The organism is Peribacillus sp. P4_D6 (assembly GCF_056401795.1).
The window spans coordinates 1-20968 of sequence record NZ_JBFUIQ010000001.1 but is presented as its reverse complement, the minus strand read 5'-3'; the positions used below and the strand labels follow the sequence as shown (position 1 = coordinate 20968).

Here is a 20968-nt window from a genome sequence, read left to right as displayed (position 1 = left end):
AGGAAGTATTCAATTTTCTAAAATCGTTGGCGTCAGTTTGTAGGTGACGTCTGACGATTTTACTCATGAAATTCATGCAATCGCTAATAGATTGCTAGTAATTGAGTAAACTTTACTATATCAAAATTATAAAATAACTTCTGGGATATCGCAATGATTATTTCATGTGGTTATTTTTTCCTAGTTAATGAATGATGGCAGTAAGAAGAATCAAGTGACGATGCACTAAAATATAGCACATCCTGATAACTAAACGGTTTTCCTTTTTATTAGGGCATAGTCCAGTTTTACATGTTTGACCTCTTCAGGATTCTCAAAGAGATCCACTGCCATTTTCCCGATCCATTCCAGCGGTAAGGAAATGGTCGTGATGTCGAGCATTTCGCCAAGGCTATCATTATTGAAGCCGAGAATGGCCACATCTTCCGGTACCCTTATACCCAATTTCTTAGCGGTAAGAATGAAGCCCGCCGCCGTGTCATCATTCGTGATGATGATGGCTTCAGGTTTATCCATCATCGAATTCCATTCCTGAAACAATTGTTCACCGTCCTTAATGTGATAACTGCCTTCAAACAGCCATTCTTTATTGTTTATCAGTTGATGTTTACTCATGATATCGTTAAAGGCCTTTGTACGATGGGAACTGTTTCTGCTCTTTTTACGGCCGAGGCTGTATCCGATTTTCTTATATCCTTTAGCAATCACGTACTCAAGGGCACAGGAGAAAGCTGCATAATGATCAATGCTGATGGATGAGAATTCAGCCTGGGCGGTATCTTCACATAAAATAATCGGTCCGTATTTTTGATAATCCAAGAGGATTTTCATTTCCGAAATCCTTGAACAAACGATAATGCCATCGAGCTGCTTCATTTGCAGCATATTAAAAGCCTGGATCTCTTTCTCCCTGTCATAATTTGTTTGAAAGATGACGATATGACAGCCAATTGCATTTGCCTGTTTTATGATTCCGTTAACGATTGCCCCGTAATATGGGTGATTGTTGAAGGGGATGATGACGCCGATAAGATTGGTTTTCCCTTTTGAAAGATGGATGGCGTTGATGTTTCTCGTATAATTCAAACGATTGATCGCTTCTAGGACGCTCTTTCTTTTATCGGGGCTTACATATGGATGATCATTCAATACACGAGACACTGTTGAGACAGATACACCAGCACATTGAGCTATTTCTTTAATATTTGTCATGGTATCACCGTTTTTCTTTTTTTATATTGTACAGTATGAAACCCATTTCAGGGCAAGGGAACAGTGGGGACTGCTGTTGATTTCTGCAAATAGGGTCTTGTTATGGTATTGGTTTCATCCTTTAAGATTGGTCTAAGTCTTAGAGGAGGAGGAAAACATGATGTTTCAAACTTTAATCACCCTGTTTTTGCTTTGCGGAATCGAATTGGGATTTGCGTACTTGGCCATTTCCTTGAAACAGGAGAAATGAGTGGCAATGCCCGTCAAGAAGTTCGCGGTTTTACGCGTGGAAACCGCGTTTATTCGTAAATTTCACGTCGTTCAGAAATAGCTCCCCCTAGTTATGTTCACCAGTAAAACTCCACAATATAAATATAATTTCATCATTCGGAATGACTGACTGTCAGGAAGCTGCCTAGTGGGGCCTCCTGACAGTTTTTGCTGTGTGTAAAAGTCATTCGCCTTTTTGAAATGTTTAAAAATAGTTGCACTTTTTTTGTATATTTGTGTATAGTATAAAATAAGTTGTGTAGAGGAAACTTTTTAGCGTTTGCGACAATGAAAAAAATTTACACTTAATTTTGCGCACGGCAAACTATTTTGGAAAGATGAAAAAGGGAGGGAATATGGATGGGTTTTCTTAAATCTATTGGAGGCGTGATTGCTGCATTGCTGGTTTTAACGGGGTGCGGGAATGATACGGCCGAAAGCGATAATGGCAATGGCAAGCTGGATGTCGTTACAACAACGGGAATGATTGGGGATTTGGTTGAGAGTATCGGCGGTAAACATGTCGAGGTCACAAGTTTAATGGGACCGGGAGTCGACCCCCATCTATATAAAGCGACGCAGGGTGATGTGAAGACATTGGATTCGGCTGATATGATTTTTTATAACGGATTGCATCTTGAAGGGAAAATGACGGATATATTTGAAATGATGAGCAAGGATAAACCGACGATTGCCGTAACGGAAGACTTCAAGGAGAACCAACTTCGCAAAGTGGGTGCAAAGGAGCATGATCCCCATGTATGGTTTGATGTAAAGCTTTGGATCGTTGCTGCGGAGGCAGTTAAGAAAGAATTGATTGCCAAGGACCCGGACCATGAAGCGGAGTATCGTGAAAATTATGAGGAGTACGTTCTGCAATTGGAGGAACTTGATAAATATGTCCATGAGGAAATCAATAAAGTGCCAGAAGACCAACGGGTGCTCGTTACGGCACATGATGCTTTTGGGTACTACGGGCAGTCATATGGCCTGGACGTAAGAGGGCTCCAAGGGATCAATACATTATCGGAATATGGATCGAAAGATGTGACGGATATGCGGAACTATCTTGTGGAGAACAAAATAAAAGCGATTTTCATAGAGTCAAGCGTACCGAGGAAGGCTATCGAGGCTGTCATTCAAGGAGCAGGTAAGCAGGGCCACAAAGTGGAAATCGGCGGTGAATTGTTCTCGGATGCCATGGGTGAAAGAGGGACGGAAGAAGGAACGTATATCGGAATGGTCCGTCATAACACGGACACCATCGTCCGTGCTTTGAAATAGGGGGGAGAAACTATGAATCAAGCAGCTTTGAAGGTCGAGAATTTAACGATTGCTTATCATAAGAAGCCGGTTGTCGAAGATGTCTCATTTGAGGTGCCGGAGGGGAATTTAATCGGAATCATAGGCCCCAATGGAGCAGGGAAGTCCACTTTGATAAAGGGGATACTCGAATTGATCCCGAAAATATCGGGGCACATCACGATCAAGGGCTCTACTTACAAATCGATGAGGAAGAGCATCGGCTATGTACCACAGCGGGAGTCAGTGGATTGGGATTTTCCGACCAACGCACTTGATGTCGTGATGATGGGCAGATATGGTCATCTCGGATGGCTGAGGCGACCAGGGAAGTCCGAAAGGCAGAAGGGGATGGAGTGCCTGGAGAAGGTGGGGATGGCAGAATACGCAAACCGCCAGATCAGCCAGCTATCAGGCGGACAGCAGCAACGGATATTCCTGGCCCGGGCACTGGCACAGGAAGCGGATATTTATTTTATGGATGAACCGTTCGTAGGGGTGGATGCCGCAACAGAGAAAGCGATCATACAATTGCTGATGGAATTGAAGGAAAAAGGCAAAACCGTTCTGGTTGTGCACCATGACCTATCCACCGTGAAGGAATATTTCGACTGGACGATGTTATTGAATAAGAAGGTGATGAAAATAGGTCCGACAGAAGAAGTGTTCATTCCCGAATACCTACAGGCAACATATGGAGGCCGCCTAGCGATACTATCAGACACAAAGTCCGGCCTTTTATTAAAATGAGGTGTACACGATGAATATAATGGACATTATCAATGATCCAAATACAAGGTGGATATTGCTTGGCACGATGCTCCTCGGATTAAGCAGCGGGGTCATCGGCAGCTTTGCCTACCTCAGAAAGCAGTCTTTGCTTGGTGACACGCTCGCACATGCAGCATTACCCGGTATCTGTGTCGCCTTCATGTTAACTGGAGTGAAATCCACTTCTTACTTTTTGATAGGTGCCGCCCTGGCTGGCTTAGTCGCTGTCTTCTTGATCAGTGTGCTTACGAGATACAGTAAGATCAAGCAGGATGCGGCCTTGGGAATCGTCTTATCTTCTTTCTTTGGTTTCGGAATTGTGATGCTTACGCAAATCCAGCAGAGCGAGTATGGAAACCAGAGTGGATTGGACACCTTTTTATTCGGACAGACGGCGTCAATGGTCATGTCCGATGTATATATGATGATGACGGTTTCCTTCATTCTCATTTTCACTTGTACCGTATTTTTTAAAGAATTCAAATTACTGTCCTTTGATTCCGGGTTTGCTAAGGGGCTGGGATTGCCGGTGGTTTTTCTGGATTATTTCATCATGATGCTGATCGTGGCGGCTGTAGTGATCGGTATCCAGGCTGTAGGCGTCGTATTGATGGCATCTTTACTGATAACACCTGCGGTATCCGCAAGATATTGGACGGAGCGCCTGCATATCATGGTCATCCTGTCTGGTATATTCGGAATGTTGAGCGGTGTGTCTGGAACGTTGATCAGTACAGCTGTCAATGATTTGCCGACAGGACCGTTAATTGTCTTATCCGCGACGGTATGGTTTTTCTTTTCCATGCTTTTTGCACCTAAACGCGGAGTGCTTTCATCTATATGGAGAAGGGTTTCGACAAAAAAGAAATATTCTCTCGAACAGGATAGAAGGAAAGGGAGCCACTCATCATGAATGATTTTTGGATTATCTTAGTCGGAGCATTAGTGGCGGGTTCTTGCAGTGTATTAGGGTGTTTTTTGATAGTCAGGAAAATGACGTTGATTGGGGATGCCATCAGTCATTCCGTTTTGCCGGGAATCGTATTGGCATTTTTAATAACCGGAACCCGTGATTCGGTTCCAATGCTGATCGGGGCTGCTGCGCTCGGCTTGCTTACCGTGTTCTTGATCCAGCTTTTCCAATCGTCGGGCGTTCAATCCGACGCTGCTATCGGGATTGTATTCACTTCCCTTTTTGCAACGGGGATCGTACTTGTGAGCTTGTACACGCAACAAATAGATTTTGACCTGGAACATGTCCTTTATGGGGAAATAGCCTATACTCCGTGGAACACGATGACAATCGGGGGAATCGAGGCTGGACCAAAAGCTGTTTGGATAGTCGGCAGTTGTTTTATCCTGAACCTCATACTGATTTTCCTTTTCTTCAAACAGTTTAAACTCGTTTCATTTGATCCAGCACTTGCTGCCGCGATGGGAATTCCTGTACTGTTCTTTCATTACTTATTGATGAGCCTCATTTCACTGACAACTGTTGCTTCTTTTGATAGTGTAGGTTCCATTTTAGTAGTTGGAATGCTCATCATACCTGCGGCAACGGCCTATCTGCTGTCAGACCGTTTAAGCCGCATGATATTGGTCAGTATCGGGGTCGGGGTGCTAAGTTCCGTCATCGGCTACTATACAGCCACCATTTTGGATGCCTCGATATCAGGTTGCATGGTGGGGTCGGCCGCCATATTATTCGGATTGGCCTTTCTCTTCTCCCCAGGCAATGGATTGGTCAGCCTATTGCTGAAACGGAGAAAATCAAAGGGATCACACGCATAGCTCCCATGCCTGCAGGCTTCATGGAAATAACTCCATGAAGCCTGTAAACTATTCTTCTATATAGTTGTGATTTTATTTGTTTAAAGTATAATGAATAAGTGTATTTATAGATGTATCGCAGGAGCCTTTTTAAGGGAGAGTTAAGTATGGAAGAACAAAATAAATTTTCATCTCGAATAGATTTTTCTTTGGTCACAATATTGCTGTTATTATGCGTTGGAAGCTGCCTGGCAATCTATAGTGCCCAAACGACTGGACAGTACGCTGAAAACTTCTTAATTAAACAAATTTTTTGGTATATAGTGGGGATTGGAATCGTATTAGGGTTCATTACACTGGATTCGGACCAACTGAAAAAAATCTCTTGGTACGCCTATGGATTCGGATTGTTTTTGCTATTTTTGCTGATCATTATGCCGGAAAGCATCGTTCCTGTCCGGAATGGTGCGAAAAGTTGGTTCATCATTCCGGGAATCGGTTCGATTCAGCCATCGGAGTTCATGAAGGTTTTCCTGATTTTGGCTCTAGCCAATGTCATATCGAACCATCATCTAAAAAACACGCTGAAAACGATTCAAACGGATATTTGGCTGCTTATTAAAATCGGTCTTGTGACCGGTGCGCCCTTAATGTTAATCATGCAACAGCCGGATTTGGGCACCTCGCTTGTCATCATGTCAATCATGCTCGGAATGATTTTCATATCAGGGATATCATGGAAGATCCTGCTGCCAATCGTTTCGGGAGGAATTGTCGTCGCTTCAACGGTCCTTTACTTTGTTATTTGGAAGCCGGAGATCCTGGTAAAATACTTAGGGGTAAAAACCTATCAATTCGGACGTATCTATTCTTGGCTGGATCCATATAATTATGCCAGCTCCGAAGGGTATCACCTAACAAGATCCTTACTGGCCATTGGCTCCGGTCAGACAACGGGCAAGGGAATCGGTTCGAGGGAAGTGTATTTGCCTGAGAGTCATTCGGATTTCATTTTTAGCATCATCGGTGAAGAATTCGGGTTCATCGGATCAAGCATCATCATTTCCTTGTTTTTCCTATTGATTTACCACATAACAAAAACGGGAATGGACACGAAAAATAACTTCTATACATATATCTGTGTTGGCGTTATAAGCATGTTGACGTTCCACGTTTTTCAAAATATCGGCATGACTGTAGGCCTTTTGCCGATTACCGGGATTCCGCTTCCATTTGTCAGTTATGGAGGTAGCTCGCTCATGGGGAACATGATGGCGATGGGCTTAATATTCAGCATTCGGTATCACTATAAGAAGTATATGTTTTCTACGGATATCTAATAATAAAGCCGGCCCCCGATGGGCCGGCTTTATTTGTAGCAAAAAAACAAAAGGAGCAGTATCCACCCCCCCCTGAATTTTTGTTTATTGAATGTTCGTTCCAAATGGAAATTGATTTTTATAACCGGAAAATTGTTGATGCGATTGGCTTAAGCTGGAAGCTTGCGCCTTTTCTAAACTATACCAGCCTTTTTCGAACATAAGGTTATAGAGTTCACGCTGCATCTCCTGATTTTCTTTGGAAATGGAGAAAATGTCTTGGAATAATGCTTGATTGCTCATTTCATGCAGGGCAACGGAAAGGGAGTTACAAAAGTACTTTTCAGTTGTGAGCATATCATTTATAAAATCCCTGTCATTCATTTGCGGTGTTTTTGCCACGGGAGATTCAGGGTTTTGGACTTTGTTTTCATTGGGCATCAAGAACCCTCCTTTATTGATATTGTTGTTGACTCTGATTTTGGTCAGGGTTCAAATGTTTCAAAATGGTATCGTAATGGCGTTGATGCATGAATCCGCACCGATTTAACGCATCAATGATTTGCGGGTCCTTACATTGTGTGGCAAAAAAATGTGCTTTTTTAACCGCATTCAGATTCCATGCAAGCATATCGGTTAAGTATAAGCTATCTTTCACCGAAACCATCTCCGGCGGCTGTTTCATAAAGCCGGTCGACTGCTGTTGGCTATTAAACGAATTTTGCTGTTCCATCATTCTACCTCCTCATGTGTTCTTTAATCGGGCTTAATTTTCCCTTCATGAAATTTTTTATTCTTGATTCTAAATATCTGAAAAATGAATTAAATGGTAAAATAATCTTGTGCATCTATTTTCCAAAATGATTTGGAGGGGAATGCAGATGGAAAGGATTTTGAAAAATCTATTCCTTTTTTTATCAAAGAATAAAGCTATGACACAGGCAGCGAAAAAATACGGGCTGCGGTTTGGTGCATCTCGCTTCGTGGCAGGAGAATCCTTGGATATGGCATGTGATGTGATTGGTGAACTTAACCGGAAGGGGCTTGCTGTCACCATTGATTATTTGGGTGAATTCATTGAAGATGAACAAGAAGCAGGGAAGATGGCAGAAGAGTGCATCGAAGCCATCCGGATGATTGGCACAAATGAACTGGACTCACAGTTATCCCTGAAGCTGACCTCGATGGGCTTGGATGTGTCCGAACAAGTCGTAATGAATAACATGCGGAGAATCTTGGATGAAGCTAAAGCCCATCGAGTTTTCGTGACGCTTGATATGGAAGATTTTCCGCGCTGTCAGCCGACTTTGGATGTATTCAAAACCCTTAAGTCTGAATATAATGAATTGGGGACTGTCATTCAAGCTTATCTGTATCGTACTGAGAGGGATATTGAAGAGCTGGATGAATACCATCCGAATTTAAGGCTTGTTAAAGGGGCTTATAAAGAGCCAAGGGACGTGGCTTTTCCTGAAAAAAAAGATGTGGATGAGAATTTCAAGAAAATCATCAAGAAGCATATGCAAAATGGAAATTACACAGCCGTTGCCACACATGATGATAGTATCATTGATTATACGAGGGACCTAGTCAAAGATCAGGGAATATCCCGGGATTCATTTGAATTTCAAATGTTATATGGCATCCGCACTGAAAAGCAGCTTGAACTTGCTAAAGAAGGATATAAGGTAAGGGTGTATGTTCCTTATGGTACGGATTGGTATGGATATTTCATGCGCCGCCTTGCGGAGAGGCCGGCCAATATTGCTTTCGTTTTAAAAGGCCTATTCAAGAAATAGGAAGCGAGAGCCGCCCCGGAAAAGGGACGGCTGCTCAAATCAAGAAGGATTATCTTTTGAACTGATTGTTCTGGCTGTTCACTTTATTGATTCCATGTTGACGTTCAGCGCCAGGGCCGGCATTGCCTTTAACACTTGCTGCGCTCACGGCTGCTTTAGAAGGGTTATCTTTACGCTTCATTATATAAGTCACCTCCTGCCCGGTTATTTTTTACTGAACGGAGGAGAAATAACCGAAAGAACGCGGAGAAAAAAATATTTTTTCCTGTTTAATCATTGCGGAATTTCCAAATATATTCTATATTAGTAATAAGAAAAAATATTCAAAATTTTTTTGAATTAAAAATGAATGAGCATTCATTCAATAAATTGTGTAAGGGGGATATAAACTTGGTTCGACAAATACGAAAGGCTGCTGTTCTAGGGTCAGGAGTTATGGGATCAGGGATTGCTGCACACCTTGCTAACATCGGCATTCCGACTTTATTATTGGATATTGTACCTCGTGAACTCACTGAGGATGAAAAGAAAATGGGACTGACATTAGATAATAAACAAGTGCGTAACCGCATCAGCCAAACGGCGATTACGAAACTTTTAAAACAGAAACCAGCTCCGCTTTCGGCTAAGGGAAACATCGCGTTGATCGAGGCTGGAAACCTGGAAGATGATATAAGTCGTTTAAAGGATGTCGATTGGATCATCGAAGTGGTCGTTGAGAAGCTTGAGGTTAAGCAAAGTGTATTCGCCCAGGTTGATCAGCATCGTAAACCAGGAAGCATCGTTTCATCTAATACATCCGGAATTTCAATCGAAGCGATGGCAGAAGGGCGTTCGGAGGACTTTCAAAAGCACTTCCTGGGAACTCACTTCTTCAATCCGCCGCGTTATCTTAAATTGTTGGAAATCATCCCTACTAAGGCAACTTCACCAGAAGTGCTCGAATATATGAAACGATTTGGCGAAGATGTTCTTGGAAAAGGTGTTGTCGAAGCCAAGGATACCCCCAACTTCATCGCAAACCGCATTGGAACTTATGGTTTATTGGTCACTTTGCGGGAAATGCAAAAAGGCGGATACAGTGTCGGTGAGGTCGATTCGGTTACAGGTCCGTTGATTGGAAGGGCAACTAGCGCGACTTTCCGGACACTTGACGTCGTTGGATTGGATACCTTTGCACATGTTGCCAGAAACGTTTATGACCAGGTGGACGGAGAAGAAAAAGAAGTTTTCAAGATACCTGATTTCATGAATGAAATGCTTAAGAATGGGTGGCTTGGAAGCAAGTCAGGACAAGGATTCTTCTTGAAAAAAGGCAAGGAAATCCTTGAACTGAATCCCGAAACCCTTGAATATGCTGCACGAAAAAGATTAAAAACGCCTTCCATCGAAATGGCTAAACAGGCCAAGGGCTTGGATAATAAAATGAAAGCGCTTGTTTATAGCGAAGACCGTGCCGGCCAATTGCTATGGAATGTCCTGAATCCGGCGCTTGTGTATTCTGCCCAGCTGCTTGGGGATATCGCGGATGACATCGTGGCGATCGATCAAGCGATGAAATGGGGATTTGGATGGTCCACAGGCCCATTTGAAACCTGGGATGCGATAGGTGTAGAAAAATCGGCAGCCCGAATGGAAGCGGAAGGCATCACTGTTCCGCAATGGGTGAAGGATATGCTCGCTAAAGGCATCACGTCATTCTATAAAGAAGAAAATGGCATAGTTCACTATTATGATAATGGTGAATATAAAGAGCTTGTCGAGAATCCTAAAGTGATCAATCTTAAAGCGATCAAGAAGCAAAAAGGCGTAATCAAGAAAAACAGTGGCGCAAGCTTGATCGATATCGGCGATGGAGTGGCTCTGCTTGAATTCACTTCGCCGAATAATGCAATCGGTCTGGATATCATACAAATGATCAATGCCGCGGTTGACGAAGCGGAAACGAATTTTAAAGGCCTGGTCATCGGAAACCAAGGAAAGAATTTCTGTGTCGGAGCTAATATTGCAATGATGCTGATGGAAGCGCAGGATGACAATATTTTTGAACTCGATATGGTCATCAGCCAATTCCAACAGGCGATGCTTAAAATTAAGTACAGTGCAGTTCCTGTAGTGGTTGCCCCGTTTAATATGACACTTGGCGGGGGTGCTGAAGTGTCCCTTCCGGCAGCGCGCATCCAGGCAACGACTGAAACGTATATGGGACTGGTGGAACCTGGTGTCGGCTTGATCCCAGGCGGCGGCGGGACTAAAGAACTTTATGTGAAGACGTTGAGGAATATGCCGAAGGGCGTTGACTTCGACTTACAGAAAGTGGCCAACCAAGTATTTGAAACGGTCGCCATGGCAAAAGTTTCGACCTCCGCCGAGGAAGCGAGAGGGAGTAATTTCCTTGATTCAGCTGATGGAATAAGCGTGAATGCAGATCATCAGCTATATGATGCGAAACAGGCGGTACTTTCCATGCATGAACAAGGCTATACCGCTCCAGCCCGCACAAAGATCCCTGTCGTAGGTGAAACTGGATATGCCGCACTGCTATTAGGGGCGGAATCCATGCGCCTTTCAGGATTCTTATCTGAACATGACCTTGTCATAGCCAAAGAGCTGGCATACGTCCTGGCAGGGGGGAAACTCCCATTTGGCACGGAAGTAGATGAACAGTATATCTTGAACCTGGAAAAACAGGCATTCCTAAAACTGATTTCGACTCCGAAATCCCAGGCAAGGATGCAGCACATGCTCGTTAAAGGTAAACCACTCCGTAATTGATGAATAGATGAAGATATGGCCAAAACGAGATCAATAGATCGATAGCTTAAAAATGAGTAAGGGGGATCCTCATGAAAGAAGCGGTAATAGTAGCTGGAGCAAGGACTCCGGTAGGAAGAGCGAAAAAAGGTTCTCTTGCTAGTGTACGCCCTGATGATTTAGGGGCTCTTGTCGTAAAGGAAACGTTAAAGCGTGCAGGGAATTATGAAGGAACGATAGATGACCTGATTATCGGTTGTGCAATGCCTGAAGCGGAACAAGGCTTGAACATGGCGCGTAACATTGGAGCATTGGCAGGATTGCCTTATACAGTACCGGCCATAACGATTAATCGTTACTGTTCAAGCGGGCTGCAAAGTATCTCATATGGAGCGGAAAGGATCATGCTCGGCCAAAGTGATACAGTCATTGCAGGCGGAGCGGAATCCATGAGCCTTTTGCCAATGATGGGCCATGTAACACGGCCGAACGCGAGACTTGCGGAAACGGCACCGGAATATTATATGGGGATGGGTCACACTGCTGAAGCCGTTGCCAAGAAATACGGCATTTCCCGTGACGATCAAGATGCATTTTCTGTTAGAAGTCATCAGAAGGCGGCTAAGGCCATTGCAGAAGGAAAGTTTTCCGATGAAATCGTACCGGTTGACGTTACCCTTCGTTCAGTGGGGCCAGATCTTAAGTTAAAGGAAAAATCATTTACTTTTACACAGGATGAGGGCGTTCGTCCAGGAACGACTGCTGAAGTGCTGAAAAAATTAAGACCTGCATTCTCCGTTACGGGATCCGTAACAGCAGGGAATTCATCACAGACGAGTGATGGTGCAGCCGCGGTCATGGTCATGGACGGGGAAAAGGCTTCTTCCTTGGGGATGAAACCGATGGGTAAATTCCGTTCCTTTGCTGTAGCAGGAGTACCGCCTGAAATTATGGGCATCGGACCGATTGCAGCCATACCTAAAGCTTTGAAGCTAGCGGGTCTTGAATTATCGGATATTGGTTTATTTGAATTGAATGAAGCCTTTGCTTCCCAATCCATTCAAATCATTCGTGAGCTCGGATTGAATGAAGAGATTGTCAATGTAAATGGCGGAGCCATCGCCCTAGGCCATCCGCTAGGATGTTCGGGAGCGAAATTGACATTAAGCCTGCTTCATGAAATGAAGCGCAGAAACCAACAGTTCGGAGTCGTGACAATGTGTATCGGCGGCGGGATGGGTGCTGCCGGAGTGTTTGAATTAATGGCGTAATCCGACCCCTTCCGGAAGCTGTCATGCTTCCGGCGGGTTTACTATCTTAAACACATAGGAGGAAATAACATGTCCAATCAAACTACAGATAACCTCATTAAAGGCGGGGCCTTCTTAATAGAAGATATTACGTATGATCAAGTGTTTACACCGGAAGATTATTCTGATGAGCATAAAATGATTGCCAAAACTTCCGAGGAATTCGTAGTGAATGAAATTCTGCCGCAGGTTGAACATTTAGAAAACCATGAGTTTGACCGTTCCGTTAAATTACTGAAGCATGCAGGTGAAATCGGTTTACTTGGTGCTGATGTTCCTGAGGAATACAGCGGATTGGGTCTCGATAAAATCAGTTCGGCATTGATTACGGAAAAAATGGCACTTGCAGGCGGTTTCGGAATTACGCATGGTGCACATGTAGGTATCGGCTCTTTGCCAATCGTATTATTCGGGAATGAGGACCAAAAGAAAAAATACCTTCCTTTACTAGCAACGGGTGAGAAGATTGCTGCGTATGCCTTAACGGAACCAAGCTCAGGTTCAGATGCCTTGGGAGCAAAAACGACAGCGAAATTGAATGCAGAAGGAACACACTATATTTTAAATGGTGAAAAACAATGGATTACAAATGCAGGTTTTGCAGATGTCTTCTGTGTATACGCCAAAATCGACGGCGAACAATTCTCCGCTTTCATTGTTGAGCGTGATTATAAAGGCGTATCAACTGGGGCTGAAGAAAAGAAAATGGGGATCAAAAGCTCATCTACACGTACTTTAATCCTCGAAGATGTTCATGTACCAGTCGAAAACCTTTTGGGTGTAGCCGGAAAAGGTCATATCATCGCTTTCAATATCCTGAATATCGGCCGCTATAAATTAGGCGTCGGTGCTGTCGGCGGATCTAAACGTGCCCTTGAGATTACAGCTGCTTATACGAATCAACGTCAACAGTTCAAAACGAAAATTTCCGATTTTAACTTGACGAAAGAAAAACTTGCAACAATGGCAGCTAAAATTTATGCAGCAGAAAGTTCTGTATATCGTACGGTTGGCCTTTATGATCAAAGACAAAGCAAATTGACGGATGAGCAAGTGAAAGATGGGAAATCAATGGCGGCTGCAATCGCTGAGTATGCCATCGAATGTTCATTGAATAAATTCTTTGCTTCCGAAGTATTGGATTACGTTACGGACGAAGGCGTACAGCTTCATGGCGGTTACGGTTTCATGCAGGAGTATGAAATTGAAAAAGCATATCGCGATTCCCGTATTAACCGAATCTTTGAAGGTACAAATGAAATCAATAGATTGCTTGTCCCGGGAACATTCCTGAAGAAAGCACTTAAAGGAGAATTGCCGCTACTTCAAAAAGCTCAGGGCCTGCAAGAGGAATTAATGATGATGATGCCGGAAGAACCTGGCGATGAGCCACTGGCACAAGAAAAAATGCTTGTTAGGAACGCTAAGAAAATCGGTATTCTGGCAGCTGGGCTTGCGGCACAGAAATATGGCAAAAATCTTGATCAAGAACAAGAAATCCTCTCCAACATTGCTGATATCGCATCCCTTGCCTATGCAGCTGAATCCGTGGTATTGCGTACGGAAAAAGCAATTGCAGCTACAGGTCTTGAGAAGAACAAACAAAAAGTGCTTTACACTGAAATCTTCGTTCAGGAAGCTTTCAATGAAATAGAACAGCATGCAAAGGAAACGTTAATTGCAGTGGAAACAGGCGATACTCTTCGCATCATGCTTTCGTCGCTCCGTAAGCTGACAAGACACACTCCGATCAATGTCATTGCGAAAAAACGCGAAGCATCCGTCAAAGTAATCGAAACGGAAAAATATGCTCTTTAAGCAATGAGTCAGAATCCGTAAAGGGAATGCCCGTAAAGGCATTCCCTTTTTTTCCTTTGATGAAATCGCATTGGAGATATTTCGTTGTATTGCGTGGTAAAAACGGGTATTCTATTGATAGGTGGTGAAATGATGGGCTTAACATTATATTGGTACCCAAAATGCGGTACATGCCGTAATGCGAAGAAGTGGCTGGATAATCATGAACTGCAATATGAAGCGATCCATATAGCGGATAATCCCCCCTCGCGAACTGAAATAGAACAACTATATAAAAACAGCAATTTGGAGTTGAAGAAGTTTTTCAATACTAGCGGTCAAAAATATCGGGAGCTGGGCTTAAAGGATAAGCTGAAAGAAGCTTCTGAAGCAGAGATGCTTGATATATTGTCCACAGATGGAATGCTTCTGAAAAGGCCGATTGTTACGGATGGCACCAAAGTGACGGTAGGATTCAAAGAAGAGCAATTCGAACAGGTTTGGAACTGAAATTTCACAAAATATTTGGTTAATTCCTTACTTAAACAAACAATCTACCTTATAATGGAATAGATAAAATAAGATGTACATATGGAGGGTTAATTATGACAACAACACCAAAAGAACTTCGTTACACTAAAGAACATGAATGGGTCAAAACGGAAGATGGAACAGTGCGCATTGGAATTACGGCATTCGCACAGTCCGAGCTAGGGGACATCGTATTCGTTGAGCTTCCGGAAATCGGCGATGAATTGAAAGCGAACGAACCATTTGGAAGCGTTGAATCCGTTAAGACCGTTTCTGAACTTTATGCACCTATCAGTGGCAAGGTTGTTGAAGTGAACGAAGATTTAAGTGACAACCCTGAATATGTAAATGAGTCCCCTTATGAAAAGGCATGGATGGTCGTGCTTGAACCATCTAATAGCAATGATATTGAAAACTTGATGAGCGCTGAAGAGTATGAGAGTTTAATCAACGGTTAAAAAAGAAAGGAGAGGGGGGACTGAAAAGGCCTGCTCTCTTTTTCATTTGTACAGTGGGTGAGTTGCGCACATAATTCGTGAGATGGAGTGATGACATGGAGTGGGGCGAATTCGATAAAGTGATCATTGTAGAAGGCAGTTCCGATAAAAGAAAAGTTGCCTCCGTTTTAAATGAAGATGTGGAAATAAGATGTACGAATGGGACCATATCATTAACTAAGCTGGATGAATTAGTGGATGAATTGATGGACCGTGATGTTTATCTCCTTTTTGACGCAGATGAATCAGGAGAAAAGCTGCGGAAGCAGTTCCGAAGGGAAATGCCGGAAGCGAACCACCTGTATATTAATAAAATGTACAAAGAAGTGGAGAGCTCACCCGAACATCATATCGCAACTGTGCTCCTATCTGCCAATATGAATGTGAAAATGAAATTTTTAAGTCAAAGGGTGAACGACTAATTGATGCAGGAATGGAAAGAAGAAGAGTGTAAGCTTGCTGTTGAAAATGGGGAAACCTTTTGCTTATATTTATATACACCTTTATGCGGAACCTGTCAGGTGGCCTCCAAGATGCTGACGATATCCTTGGAGCTTTTCCCCGAATTGAAGGCAGGCAAAATGAATATGAACTATATCCAAGCAATTGCCGAATCATATGAAATCGAAAGTGTTCCTTGCTTATTGCTTTTCAAAGAAGGGCAGCTGCACAAAAAAATATATGCCTTTCAATCCGTTCCTTATTTGTACGGATTGCTTAAGGAAATCAGTTAGGAAACCAATCAGAACCGCGGTTGGTTTTCTTTGTTGCTGACATTTGAATGAGAGCAGGAAATAAACAAAGAATATTCTAACAATTCATTGACTGATTTAATCTAAAATGCTATATTTTGAATTAAGTAATGGCAGAATTTAATAGTTCTTATCAAGAGTGGCGGAGGGACTGGCCCGACGAAGCCCGGCAACCGGTATAAATTTTTATATACGGTGCTAATTCCAGCAGAGTGTTGGCTCTGGTAGATGAGGTGTGTTCTTGAAACCTCTTCTTATTGAAGTGGTTTTTTTGTTTATAAAAAGCCAGATTTCATATAAATCCAACTAAATCCATAGAAAAAGGTGAAATTAAATGTCAGAGAAAAAGTTGCGTTTTGAAACATTGAGTGTTCATGGCGGTCTGCAAGCTGATGAAACAGGTGTCCGTGCCGTTCCTATCTACCAAAGCAATGCATACTTGTTCAAGGACACCGACCATGCAGCGAATTTATTTGGCCTAAAGGAGAATGGCTATATATATTCACGGCTTCATAATCCCACGGTCAGCGTTTTTGAGGAAAGAATGGCCTTATTGGAAGGCGGTATCGGCGGATTGGCAACGGCAAGCGGAATGGCTGCCATCTCACTTTCAATCCTGAATATTGCTGCTGCAGGGGATGAGATTGTTTCAGCCTCTACATTATATGGCGGTACGTATAACCTTTTCGAAAACACTCTTCCTAAATATGGGATCAAAGTGAAGTTCGTTTCTCCCGATGACCCTGAAAATTTCAAAAGGGCGATTACACCAAGAACTAAAGCCATTTTTGCTGAAACGATCGGAAATCCAAGTTTGAGGGTGCTCGATATTGAAGCGGTAGCGGAAATCGCCCACGAAGCCGGCATACCTTTAATCATTGATAATACCTTCGCGACACCGTATCTTTGCAGACCAATTGATTTTGGAGCGGATATTGTCATCCATTCCGCTACAAAATGGCTTCTTGGAAATGGAACGACTCTAGGCGGTGTCATCGTGGATGGAGGGAAATTCGATTGGAACTCGCCGAACTATCCTGGCTTCACGGAGCCTGACCCAAGTTACGACGGTCTGGTATACGCCGAGGCAGTTGGCCCTGCCGCATTCATAACGAAAGCCCGGGTCCAGTTACTACGTGATTTGGGCCCTGCGCTAAGTGCCCAAAGTGCATTCCAGTTTACGCTTGGACTTGAAACGCTGCATGTAAGGATGAAAGAGCATCTATCAAACACCAAGTCTGTCATCCAATATTTAAAAAACCATCCTGCCGTGACCTGGGTTTCGCATCCTGGGGATGAGGATCATCCCGATAAAGCCCTTGCGGATAAATATTTGCCAAAGGGAGCTGGATCTGTCGTGACATTTGGGATTCAAGGTAATCGCGAAGCTGGGGCAAAACTTATCAATTCGGTGGAATTATGGTCCCATGTGGCGAATGTAGGGGATGCGAAGAGCTTGATCATCCACCCAGCAAGTACGACCCATCAACAATTGAATGAGGCGGGTCTTGCGAAAGCGGGTGTAAGTGCCGATCAAGTCCGTTTATCGATTGGGATTGAAAATGTAGACGACTTAATAGAAGATTTGGAGCAGGCAATTGAAAAGGCGACGAACATCGTCTCCTTGACTTCCAAAACGCTTTAAGCAAAGTTCCTGTTCATTCTTGTACTAGAAATAATATACATTGCGCTCCTTTTTTATCTATGATAAAATTTCTCCATACTAAAGAACTTAATGATGTACAAATATTCTATATATTAGCTCTTATCAAGAGAGGTGGAGGGATGTGCCCGATGAAACCCGGCAACCGACAAGGAGATTTCCTTGGAAAGGTGCCAATTCACACAAAGTTTAATCACTTTGGAAGATGAGAGGAAGGCCTGTTTCTTCACCTGCCTTTCTGCTCATGCAGAAGGGTTTTTTCTATTTTAATTGGGAAAACTTTTACATGATAGGAGAAACAGACTAATAATGTAGAGAAATCAACTAAGTTCATAGGTTTTATTGGATAAAAGAGGTGAGGGTTAATGATTACATTGACGAAAGTCAGTAAGCTGTTCCGAACAGGAAAAGGAAACAGTGAGACGATCAAGGCTGTAAATAATGTGAATGTTGAAATAAATAAAGGCGAGATTTTCGGAATCATCGGTTACAGTGGAGCGGGGAAAAGTACTTTGATCAGAATGCTCAATGGATTGGAAACACCGACAGAGGGATCCGTTGTGGTGGCTGAAAAGGAAATTTCAAAAATTAAAGGGGCTCAGCTCCGTAAGGCCCGTCAAGAAATCAGCATGATTTTCCAGCATTTCAATCTATTATGGTCAAGGACCGTTCAGGAGAATATATCTTTCCCGTTGGAAATTGCAGGTATTTCTAAACCTGAACGCACCAAGCGTGTGAACGAATTGATCAAGTTAGTCGGACTTGAAGGCAGGGAAAAGGCCTATCCTTCGCAATTAAGCGGAGGGCAAAAGCAAAGGGTGGGAATAGCCAGGGCTCTGGCAAATGACCCTAAAGTGCTGCTGTGTGATGAAGCGACTTCTGCATTGGATCCGCAGACTACCGACTCCATACTCGAATTGCTTGTTGACATCAATCAGCGTTTGGGATTGACGATCGTCTTGATTACGCATGAAATGCATGTAATACGTAAAATCTGCCATCGCGTCGCCGTGATGGAAAGCGGGCAGGTTGTTGAACAGGGTCCTGTCCTGGATGTCTTCAAGAATCCTAAAGAACAAATGACGAAGCGTTTCGTGCAACAGGTAACGGAACCGGAAGAAACGAAAGAAACGATGGACCATTTGCTCGAACGCTATCCAGCCGGCAAAGTGATTCAATTGACCTTTGTAGGTGATCATGCAGAAAGCCCATTGATCACCAAGCTTGTACGTAACTTCGAGTTGGATGTCAATATCGTTCAAGGTAAGATATCCCAAACAAGAAGCGGTTCATATGGAACATTGTTTATCCATCTAGATGGCAAAGAGGATGAAATGCTCCGCGCAATCGAATTCATTAGAGCACAGCAGGTAGGCGTGGAGGTGATTACTCATGCTTGAAGAATTATTGCCGAATGTTGATTGGGAAGACATCATTGAAGCTACGAAAGAAACGCTTTACATGACAAGCGTCTCTGTAGTGGCAACCTTTTTTATAGGCATAATACTAGGATTGATCCTTTTCCTGACAGGGAAGGGTAATATGTGGCAAAACCGGGCTGTCAACGGAGTCATGAGTGCTGTCGTCAATATATTCCGTTCCATTCCGTTTCTTATTTTGATCGTGCTGCTCATTCCTTTCACTAAAGCGCTTGTCGGTTCCATGATTGGTGAGAACGCTGCACTGCCGGCACTTATTATCGGTGCTGCCCCATTTTATGCGCGGATGGTTGAAATCGGCCTTCGTGAAATCGATAAAGGTGTAATTGAAGCCGCTAAATCGATGGGGGCAAAAACGAGCACGATCATTTGGAAGGTCCTTCTTCCAGAGTCGATGCCTGCCCTTATTTCCGGGATTACTGTAACATCGATTGCATTGGTTGGATATACCGCAATGGCCGGGGTCATCGGCGCTGGCGGGCTTGGTAATCTAGCTTATTTGGACGGCTATCAAAGAAATCAAAATGACGTTACGCTTGTAGCGACAATCGTTATTCTAATTATCGTCTTCATAATTCAAATTATTGGAGATGTGATTACATCTAAATTGGACAAAAGATAAAGGGAGATGAATAGGATGAAAAAGTTTTTAGGATTTGCATTAATCTTAGTGTTATCTATCGCTTTGGCTGCTTGTGGAAGTGAAAAGGATAAAAGCGGCAGCGATACGGAAAAAGAATCGAAGAAATTAGTTGTAGGGGCATCCAATGTTCCTCATGCAGAAATCCTTGAGGAAGCTAAACCGCTTCTTAAAGAAAAAGGAATCGATTTGGAAATTGAAACGTTCCAGGACTATGTTTTACCGAATAAGGCGTTGAATGATAAGGAATTGGATGCTAACTACTTTCAACACATTCCATATTTAGAGGGGCAAATTAAAGAAAATGGATATGACTTCGTCAATGCTGGCGGAATCCATATCGAGCCGATTGCTCTATATTCACAAAAATATAAAAGCATTGATAAACTTCCGGAAGGCGCAACAATTATTATGAGCAGCTCTGTTGCTGATCATGGACGCGCTTTATCCCTTTTGGAAAAGAATGGCCTGATCACTTTGAAAGAAGGCATCGATAAAACGACGGCTACAACGAAAGACATCGTTGAAAATAAGAAAAACCTTAAATTCGATGCAGATTATGAAGCGGCGCTGCTTCCTAAAATTTATGAGAGCGGCGAAGGCGATGCAGTCTTGATCAACTCCAACTATGCAATTGACGCCGGTTTGAATCCGCTTAAAGATTCAATTGCGATTGAAGATTCCGAATCACCTTATGTGAATGTCATTGCCGTAAACAAAGGTGACGAAAATAAAGAAGCAATCAAAGCGCTTGTAGAAGTATTGCATTCTAAAAAAATTCAAGATTTCATTCTTAAAGAATACAAAGGTGCAGTTGTACCGGCGGATAAATAATTCGAGAATGGCGACCTGATTTAATTCAGGTCGCAGTTTAAAAAGGTTTCGGAATGGTCTAAACTGTACCCTATGTAAAGGACATTTTTAAAAAAGGTTATGCCACTTGGAGAAGGTGATTTCTGTATTGAACAGGAGTCATCTTCTTTAAGTTCCATTGATATCTGAAATTGTTATAGTACGTCATATAACTTCTTATTTCCTTTTTAAGTTCTTCTATAGTATTACAAGGTTTAATATAGGCTTCATCTTTGAAATGACCAAAGAAGGACTCTAGGGGAGCGTTATCCCAACAGTTCCCTCTTCTA

The 20968-nt window shown here is 43.0% G+C and carries 22 protein-coding genes and 2 riboswitches; of the genes, 17 read left to right on the top strand and 5 right to left on the bottom strand.

What is annotated here, in order from left to right:
* Positions 1 to 249: 249 nt before the first annotated feature.
* Entirely contained in the window at positions 250 to 1212 is a 963-nt protein-coding gene (locus tag AC1DVB_RS00110; protein ID WP_477587720.1) for a LacI family DNA-binding transcriptional regulator, read from the bottom strand.
* 630 nt (positions 1213 to 1842) lie between these two features.
* On the opposite strand from AC1DVB_RS00110, the gene AC1DVB_RS00105 reads away from it, so the two are divergent.
* From AC1DVB_RS00105 to AC1DVB_RS00085, 5 genes are all read left to right on the top strand, one after another.
* Entirely contained in the window at positions 1843 to 2766 is a 924-nt protein-coding gene (locus tag AC1DVB_RS00105; RefSeq protein ID WP_477587718.1) for a metal ABC transporter solute-binding protein, Zn/Mn family, read from the top strand.
* 12 nt (positions 2767 to 2778) lie between these two features.
* Positions 2779 to 3534, top strand: coding sequence for a metal ABC transporter ATP-binding protein (locus AC1DVB_RS00100; RefSeq protein ID WP_034310095.1), 756 nt, complete (start codon positions 2779 to 2781; stop codon positions 3532 to 3534).
* Between the two features lie 10 nt (positions 3535 to 3544).
* Positions 3545 to 4468 (top strand): metal ABC transporter permease, encoded by a 924-nt coding sequence (locus tag AC1DVB_RS00095; RefSeq protein WP_454861917.1) that lies wholly within the window; start codon positions 3545 to 3547, stop codon positions 4466 to 4468.
* Complete coding sequence (locus tag AC1DVB_RS00090; protein ID WP_477587715.1) at positions 4465 to 5346, top strand: metal ABC transporter permease; 882 nt, start codon at positions 4465 to 4467, stop codon at positions 5344 to 5346. The genes AC1DVB_RS00095 and AC1DVB_RS00090 overlap by 4 nt, the downstream gene beginning before the upstream one ends.
* A gap of 146 nt (positions 5347 to 5492) precedes the next feature.
* Positions 5493 to 6665 carry an FtsW/RodA/SpoVE family cell cycle protein gene (locus tag AC1DVB_RS00085; RefSeq protein WP_063574744.1) on the top strand — a complete coding sequence of 391 codons (1173 nt, stop codon included), beginning with the start codon at positions 5493 to 5495 and terminating at the stop codon, positions 6663 to 6665.
* An 84-nt stretch (positions 6666 to 6749) separates the two neighbouring features.
* Here the strand turns inward: AC1DVB_RS00085 and AC1DVB_RS00080 are convergent, their stop codons facing one another.
* Positions 6750 to 7085 (bottom strand): spore coat protein, encoded by a 336-nt coding sequence (locus AC1DVB_RS00080; RefSeq protein WP_057278070.1) that lies wholly within the window; start codon positions 7083 to 7085, stop codon positions 6750 to 6752.
* Positions 7086 to 7098: 13 nt separating this feature from the next.
* The gene (locus AC1DVB_RS00075; RefSeq protein ID WP_477587712.1) at positions 7099 to 7377 is read right to left on the bottom strand and encodes a hypothetical protein; all 279 of its coding nucleotides are present in this window, start codon (positions 7375 to 7377) and stop codon (positions 7099 to 7101) included.
* Between the two features lie 148 nt (positions 7378 to 7525).
* Between AC1DVB_RS00075 and AC1DVB_RS00070 the strand changes: the two genes are divergently transcribed.
* Complete coding sequence (locus tag AC1DVB_RS00070) at positions 7526 to 8443, top strand: proline dehydrogenase family protein (protein WP_454861916.1); 918 nt, start codon at positions 7526 to 7528, stop codon at positions 8441 to 8443.
* Between the two features lie 49 nt (positions 8444 to 8492).
* On the opposite strand, the gene AC1DVB_RS00065 is transcribed toward AC1DVB_RS00070, so the two are convergent.
* The gene (locus AC1DVB_RS00065) at positions 8493 to 8627 is read right to left on the bottom strand and encodes a YuzL family protein (RefSeq protein ID WP_072273724.1); all 135 of its coding nucleotides are present in this window, start codon (positions 8625 to 8627) and stop codon (positions 8493 to 8495) included.
* A 206-nt stretch (positions 8628 to 8833) separates the two neighbouring features.
* Between AC1DVB_RS00065 and AC1DVB_RS00060 the strand changes: the two genes are divergently transcribed.
* From AC1DVB_RS00060 to AC1DVB_RS00010, 11 genes are all read left to right on the top strand, one after another.
* A complete protein-coding gene (locus AC1DVB_RS00060) occupies positions 8834 to 11218 on the top strand; it encodes a 3-hydroxyacyl-CoA dehydrogenase/enoyl-CoA hydratase family protein (RefSeq protein ID WP_477587709.1) in 2385 nt (794 codons plus the stop codon).
* 71 nt (positions 11219 to 11289) lie between these two features.
* On the top strand, positions 11290 to 12468 hold the full coding sequence (locus AC1DVB_RS00055) for an acetyl-CoA C-acetyltransferase (protein WP_477587707.1): 1179 nt from the start codon (positions 11290 to 11292) through the stop codon (positions 12466 to 12468).
* 69 nt (positions 12469 to 12537) lie between these two features.
* Positions 12538 to 14325: an acyl-CoA dehydrogenase family protein gene (locus tag AC1DVB_RS00050; RefSeq protein ID WP_057278067.1), complete on the top strand. Its 1788-nt coding sequence runs from the start codon at positions 12538 to 12540 to the stop codon at positions 14323 to 14325.
* 132 nt (positions 14326 to 14457) lie between these two features.
* Entirely contained in the window at positions 14458 to 14814 is a 357-nt protein-coding gene (locus tag AC1DVB_RS00045; protein WP_034310119.1) for an arsenate reductase family protein, read from the top strand.
* Positions 14815 to 14909: 95 nt separating this feature from the next.
* Positions 14910 to 15293, top strand: coding sequence for a glycine cleavage system protein GcvH (gcvH, locus tag AC1DVB_RS00040; protein ID WP_057278066.1), 384 nt, complete (start codon positions 14910 to 14912; stop codon positions 15291 to 15293).
* A gap of 95 nt (positions 15294 to 15388) precedes the next feature.
* Positions 15389 to 15754, top strand: coding sequence for a toprim domain-containing protein (locus AC1DVB_RS00035; RefSeq protein WP_057278065.1), 366 nt, complete (start codon positions 15389 to 15391; stop codon positions 15752 to 15754).
* A gap of 3 nt (positions 15755 to 15757) precedes the next feature.
* Positions 15758 to 16066 (top strand): thioredoxin family protein, encoded by a 309-nt coding sequence (locus tag AC1DVB_RS00030; protein WP_053537408.1) that lies wholly within the window; start codon positions 15758 to 15760, stop codon positions 16064 to 16066.
* A 145-nt stretch (positions 16067 to 16211) separates the two neighbouring features.
* Positions 16212 to 16319, top strand: a riboswitch (SAM riboswitch).
* A 99-nt stretch (positions 16320 to 16418) separates the two neighbouring features.
* Positions 16419 to 17729, top strand: a complete 1311-nt coding sequence (locus tag AC1DVB_RS00025; RefSeq protein WP_170946934.1) for an O-acetylhomoserine aminocarboxypropyltransferase/cysteine synthase family protein — start codon at positions 16419 to 16421, stop codon at positions 17727 to 17729.
* A 117-nt stretch (positions 17730 to 17846) separates the two neighbouring features.
* A riboswitch (SAM riboswitch) is annotated at positions 17847 to 17959 on the top strand.
* A gap of 153 nt (positions 17960 to 18112) precedes the next feature.
* Entirely contained in the window at positions 18113 to 19147 is a 1035-nt protein-coding gene (locus AC1DVB_RS00020; protein WP_057278064.1) for a methionine ABC transporter ATP-binding protein, read from the top strand.
* Positions 19140 to 19808, top strand: coding sequence for a methionine ABC transporter permease (locus tag AC1DVB_RS00015; protein WP_034310130.1), 669 nt, complete (start codon positions 19140 to 19142; stop codon positions 19806 to 19808). The genes AC1DVB_RS00020 and AC1DVB_RS00015 overlap by 8 nt, the downstream gene beginning before the upstream one ends.
* A 15-nt stretch (positions 19809 to 19823) precedes the next feature.
* Complete coding sequence (locus AC1DVB_RS00010; RefSeq protein WP_063574748.1) at positions 19824 to 20660, top strand: MetQ/NlpA family ABC transporter substrate-binding protein; 837 nt, start codon at positions 19824 to 19826, stop codon at positions 20658 to 20660.
* A 97-nt stretch (positions 20661 to 20757) separates the two neighbouring features.
* On the opposite strand, the gene AC1DVB_RS00005 is transcribed toward AC1DVB_RS00010, so the two are convergent.
* On the bottom strand, positions 20758 to 20968 hold a 211-nt coding region (locus tag AC1DVB_RS00005), incomplete at its 5' end, for an IS3 family transposase (protein WP_477587702.1).

What these genes read in the sequence shown, in the direction of transcription:
- AC1DVB_RS00030 (WP_053537408.1), top strand. Translation starts at nt 15,758, where the DNA reads ATGCAGGAATGGAAAGAAGAAGAGTGTAAGCTTGCTGTTGAAAATGGG.
- AC1DVB_RS00050 (WP_057278067.1), top strand. Translation starts at nt 12,538, where the DNA reads ATGTCCAATCAAACTACAGATAACCTCATTAAAGGCGGGGCCTTCTTA.
- AC1DVB_RS00095 (WP_454861917.1), top strand. Translation starts at nt 3,545, where the DNA reads ATGAATATAATGGACATTATCAATGATCCAAATACAAGGTGGATATTG.
- gcvH (WP_057278066.1), top strand. Translation starts at nt 14,910, where the DNA reads ATGACAACAACACCAAAAGAACTTCGTTACACTAAAGAACATGAATGG.
- AC1DVB_RS00070 (WP_454861916.1), top strand. Translation starts at nt 7,526, where the DNA reads ATGGAAAGGATTTTGAAAAATCTATTCCTTTTTTTATCAAAGAATAAA.
- AC1DVB_RS00090 (WP_477587715.1), top strand. Translation starts at nt 4,465, where the DNA reads ATGAATGATTTTTGGATTATCTTAGTCGGAGCATTAGTGGCGGGTTCT.
- AC1DVB_RS00025 (WP_170946934.1), top strand. Translation starts at nt 16,419, where the DNA reads ATGTCAGAGAAAAAGTTGCGTTTTGAAACATTGAGTGTTCATGGCGGT.
- AC1DVB_RS00035 (WP_057278065.1), top strand. Translation starts at nt 15,389, where the DNA reads ATGGAGTGGGGCGAATTCGATAAAGTGATCATTGTAGAAGGCAGTTCC.
- AC1DVB_RS00110 (WP_477587720.1), bottom strand. Translation starts at nt 1,212, where the DNA reads ATGACAAATATTAAAGAAATAGCTCAATGTGCTGGTGTATCTGTCTCA.
- AC1DVB_RS00015 (WP_034310130.1), top strand. Translation starts at nt 19,140, where the DNA reads ATGCTTGAAGAATTATTGCCGAATGTTGATTGGGAAGACATCATTGAA.
- AC1DVB_RS00010 (WP_063574748.1), top strand. Translation starts at nt 19,824, where the DNA reads ATGAAAAAGTTTTTAGGATTTGCATTAATCTTAGTGTTATCTATCGCT.
- AC1DVB_RS00045 (WP_034310119.1), top strand. Translation starts at nt 14,458, where the DNA reads ATGGGCTTAACATTATATTGGTACCCAAAATGCGGTACATGCCGTAAT.
- AC1DVB_RS00075 (WP_477587712.1), bottom strand. Translation starts at nt 7,377, where the DNA reads ATGGAACAGCAAAATTCGTTTAATAGCCAACAGCAGTCGACCGGCTTT.
- AC1DVB_RS00020 (WP_057278064.1), top strand. Translation starts at nt 18,113, where the DNA reads ATGATTACATTGACGAAAGTCAGTAAGCTGTTCCGAACAGGAAAAGGA.
- AC1DVB_RS00105 (WP_477587718.1), top strand. Translation starts at nt 1,843, where the DNA reads ATGGGTTTTCTTAAATCTATTGGAGGCGTGATTGCTGCATTGCTGGTT.
- AC1DVB_RS00100 (WP_034310095.1), top strand. Translation starts at nt 2,779, where the DNA reads ATGAATCAAGCAGCTTTGAAGGTCGAGAATTTAACGATTGCTTATCAT.
- AC1DVB_RS00085 (WP_063574744.1), top strand. Translation starts at nt 5,493, where the DNA reads ATGGAAGAACAAAATAAATTTTCATCTCGAATAGATTTTTCTTTGGTC.
- AC1DVB_RS00055 (WP_477587707.1), top strand. Translation starts at nt 11,290, where the DNA reads ATGAAAGAAGCGGTAATAGTAGCTGGAGCAAGGACTCCGGTAGGAAGA.
- AC1DVB_RS00080 (WP_057278070.1), bottom strand. Translation starts at nt 7,085, where the DNA reads ATGCCCAATGAAAACAAAGTCCAAAACCCTGAATCTCCCGTGGCAAAA.